This window comes from Methylocucumis oryzae (genome assembly GCF_000963695.1).
Taxonomy (GTDB): Bacteria; Pseudomonadota; Gammaproteobacteria; order Methylococcales; family Methylomonadaceae; genus Methylovulum; species Methylovulum oryzae.
In genome coordinates this window covers 1-3,418 of record NZ_LAJX01000298.1, presented here as the reverse complement: position 1 = coordinate 3,418, position 3,418 = coordinate 1, and the positions used below count along the sequence as shown (strand labels likewise).

Annotated in this window: 3 protein-coding genes; all 3 read right to left on the bottom strand. The window is 46.6% G+C overall.

All coding sequences use genetic code 11. The annotated features are described in order from the left end of the window. Positions 1-223: 223 nt before the first annotated feature. Positions 224-1,162 (bottom strand): flagellar motor protein MotB, encoded by a 939-nt coding sequence (gene motB, locus VZ94_RS20515; protein WP_082081869.1) that lies wholly within the window; start codon positions 1,160-1,162, stop codon positions 224-226. 11 nt (positions 1,163-1,173) lie between these two features. Continuing rightward, positions 1,174-2,019 carry a flagellar motor stator protein MotA gene (gene motA, locus VZ94_RS20510; protein WP_045780660.1) on the bottom strand — a complete coding sequence of 282 codons (846 nt, stop codon included), beginning with the start codon at positions 2,017-2,019 and terminating at the stop codon, positions 1,174-1,176. Positions 2,020-2,388: 369 nt separating this feature from the next. Next, on the bottom strand, positions 2,389-3,418 hold a 1,030-nt coding region (locus tag VZ94_RS23825; RefSeq protein ID WP_052700788.1), incomplete at its 5' end, for a beta strand repeat-containing protein.

Sequence of the window (3,418 nt, the reverse complement as noted above, 5' to 3'; positions counted from 1 at the left end):
ATTAGCAAAAAAAGACTTAATCCACAACCATTATCAACCGGTGATGGAGGTCGATCCACAAACCTATGCGGTGCGCGCCGATGGTATGTTGTTAACCTGTGAGCCATTAGCAATACTGCCAATGGCACAGCGGTATTTTTTATTTTAGACAAATAGCATCTCTTAAAGAGATGCTATTCATCAACTTGGCTCGCATCAGATTGTAAGCCATTCAAGAGTGGTACTAATGATGCTCATTATGTTCTGCTTCGGGTTTAGGTTCCGCGCTTTCATGTGACTCATGTGCCGGTGCAGCGCTTTCGGTATGACCTGCACTTGGCTCAGCCGGTGCAGGCTCAGCAGGCTTATCTTCAGTTGAGTGAACCATGCCTTGCACAATTTCGTTTTCTGTCTTCTTATTCATGATGACGATGGAAATACGGCGGTTAATAGGGTCTAATGGATCCTCAGAATTGAGTGGGATACTAGATGATAAGCCGGTGATGCGTAGAATTTTTTCATCGTTTAAGCCGCCAATGACGAGCTCTCTACGCGCTGCATTGGCGCGGTCACTGGATAATTCCCAGTTACTATAAGCCGCTTTGTTGTTAGGGAACGGTCGGGCATCGGTATGACCGTTGATTGAAATCTTATTCGGTAATTCGTTAATCACGGGGGCTAATGCGCGCAAAATTGTTTGAGTTTGCGGTTCGGTTGCCGAGCTGGCTAGCTTAAACATGGGGTGATTTTCTTTATCGGTAATCAAGACTCTCAGACCTTCTTGGGTAATTTCCAATTTGATTTGGTCTTTGAACTCAGACAATTTGGCTTCTGAATTAATCAGCGCCTTGATTTCACTTTCTAATTGCTCTAAGTGTTTTAAGTCGTCTTTTTCATCGACTTGGCCGTGTTCTTGTGATTTTAAGTCTTTACCACCGCCCGGTTCTAGCTGGGTTCTGTCTCCGACATCCATACCACCCATTAATGAAATTTTGTATGGGTCAGAGAAGTATTGCGCAATACCTTTTCTATCAGCATCGGTCGTCGAGCCTAACAACCACATCAATAAGAAAAACGCCATCATCGCTGTGACGAAATCGGCATACGCTAATTTCCATGCGCCGCCGTGATGCGCATGGCCGCCTTTTTTAATTTTTTTGATGATAATGGGTTGTTCAGCCATGACGTGCTCCGTTATTTTCTCGCTTTAATTTGCGCTTCTAATTCAAAGAAATCAGGGCGCATACCTGAGGTAATCATTGCCCGCATGTATTCAACCGTCATCGTTGGCGACATGCCTTTAGCAGTGCATAACAAGCCTTTTTGTACGCATTTATACGCATTACTGCCCGCCTCGAACCGTTGTTGCATCACGGACGCAACTGGCATGACGAAACCATACGCCATTAAAATACCTAGAAACGTACCGACCAGCGCAGCGGCGATGAGCTTGCCTAATTCTGCTGGCGGAATACCGACCGACTCCATCGTATGTACCACCCCTAACACGGCGGCGACAATGCCGAATGCCGGTAAGCCATCCCCAACGCCTTGCACCGCTTTTATCGGTGCGTGACCGTCTTCATGGTGAGTTTCTAACACTTGATCGGTGAGTTCTTCTAATGCCATGACTTCAACACCGGTTAGCATTAAACGCAGATTATCACGGATAAATTCCATCAAATGATGATCTTTTAGCACTTTAGGCAAAAAAATCGTATCAATTTGCGGTTCGTCGATAATGTCTTCTAATGATAGCAAGCCTTCCTTGCGAATTTTATTGGTTAACGCATTAAACGAGAGCAATAACTCCATGTAGAATTCTTTGTTATAAGGCGAATTGCCCAACGTAGCCGTTGCGCCTTTTATCGCGCCTTTAACAATATCAATCGAGTTACCGCAGATAAACGCACCAAACGCCGCGCCTAAAATAATAAGCACCTCAAACGGTTGTACTAAAACCCCGACATGACCACCAGAGGCGATAAAGCCGCCTAATAACGCGCCAATGATGACAACGTATCCAATAATAACAAACATAACACCTCTAAATAATGATACATAATGACTCTTGACCGTTTACCCTAAACAGAAACAGCCGGTTAGGCTGATTTGAGCGGGTAATGAGAAATGACTCAGCTAAGCAGTATCTATACGCTGAATGGTCAAATTTTTCGGTAGGGTGCGCTATGCGTACCTTTTTCATTGATTTTTAATGATGATATAAAGGTGCAGCGCACCCTACCTAAAAACCGAAAGCTTGACCGTTTGAAGTATATAGGGACTCCGAAATCATAATGAGGAATTTAATCATAGTCTGGCGGATTTGAGAAACTTCCGGCGATAAGTGATGTGTCGGTTGTTTGAATCGAAACCGGTCGCACTCTAAACGACCGGTTTAGCAAAGGGTTATTGGCAGCTTACTGAAATATAGATGGCTTTAGTTGTCGATTCAGAGTTATGAGCAGTGGTTCCGCCTGACACTAAAACACCAATGCCATCGCCTAAACTAAAGGACACCGGCGCTGAGGTCGAGCAAGAACGTACACTGCCGCCGCCAAAGCTTGTACTGCATGTGACTGCATCCGAGAAAGTATAGTTTGACGCCCCATTTGTGGCTTTACGCACCTTAATGGTATATGTGTTGTTTGCCAGTGTGCCATTAGAGATAGCTTGAACTGACACCGTGCTACAGGCTGACGGCACTAATCTAAACCCATCTTGTTCGTTAGTCGATTGGGGCTGGAGGCCGCCGATTATGGTTATATAGTGCGCACTAATCGTTACTGTTGCACCACTATTAATTATGTAGCTAAAGTTAAACCCCGATGCGCCTGATGAGCTGGCTGCCGGTGCCCATTGTGAGCCATTGTAAGTTAATACATCGCCATTGCTTGCGCCTGAAGAACTGAGGAATGAAGGGTTCATCGAACCGGAAGAGATGTTGTTCGCGTTAAGCGAGGAAGATGATGTTAAGTAGTCAGTACCCGCAGTTGCTGTAGTGACGATGGAGCCATTGCCTTTTAATAAGCCGTTATAAGTGGTTGAGGTAGATGCGGATACGGTATTAGGCCCGGTATTGCCAGTAGGTCCTGTGATACCCGTAGCGCCTGTTGTGCCAGTACCACCGGTGCTACCTGTAGCGCCAGTAACCCCCGTGTTCCCCGTAGAACCGGTAGCGCCCGTATCGCCGGTAACTCCTGTGTTCCCTGTAGCCCCGGTGGCACCCGTATCGCCGGCAACTCCTGTATTACCTGTAGCACCTGTAGCGCCGGTATTACCAGAAGCTCCCGTGTTGCCGTTAGCACCTGTTGCACCGGTATTACCAGAAGCTCCCGTGTTGCCGTTAGCACCTGTTGCACCGGTATTACCAGAAGCTCCCGTGTTGCCGTTAGCACCTGTCGCACCGGTATTGCCAGCAGTCCCCGTGTTGCCGTTA

What these genes read in the sequence shown, in the direction of transcription:
- motB (WP_082081869.1), bottom strand. Translation starts at nt 1,162, where the DNA reads ATGGCTGAACAACCCATTATCATCAAAAAAATTAAAAAAGGCGGCCAT.
- motA (WP_045780660.1), bottom strand. Translation starts at nt 2,019, where the DNA reads ATGTTTGTTATTATTGGATACGTTGTCATCATTGGCGCGTTATTAGGC.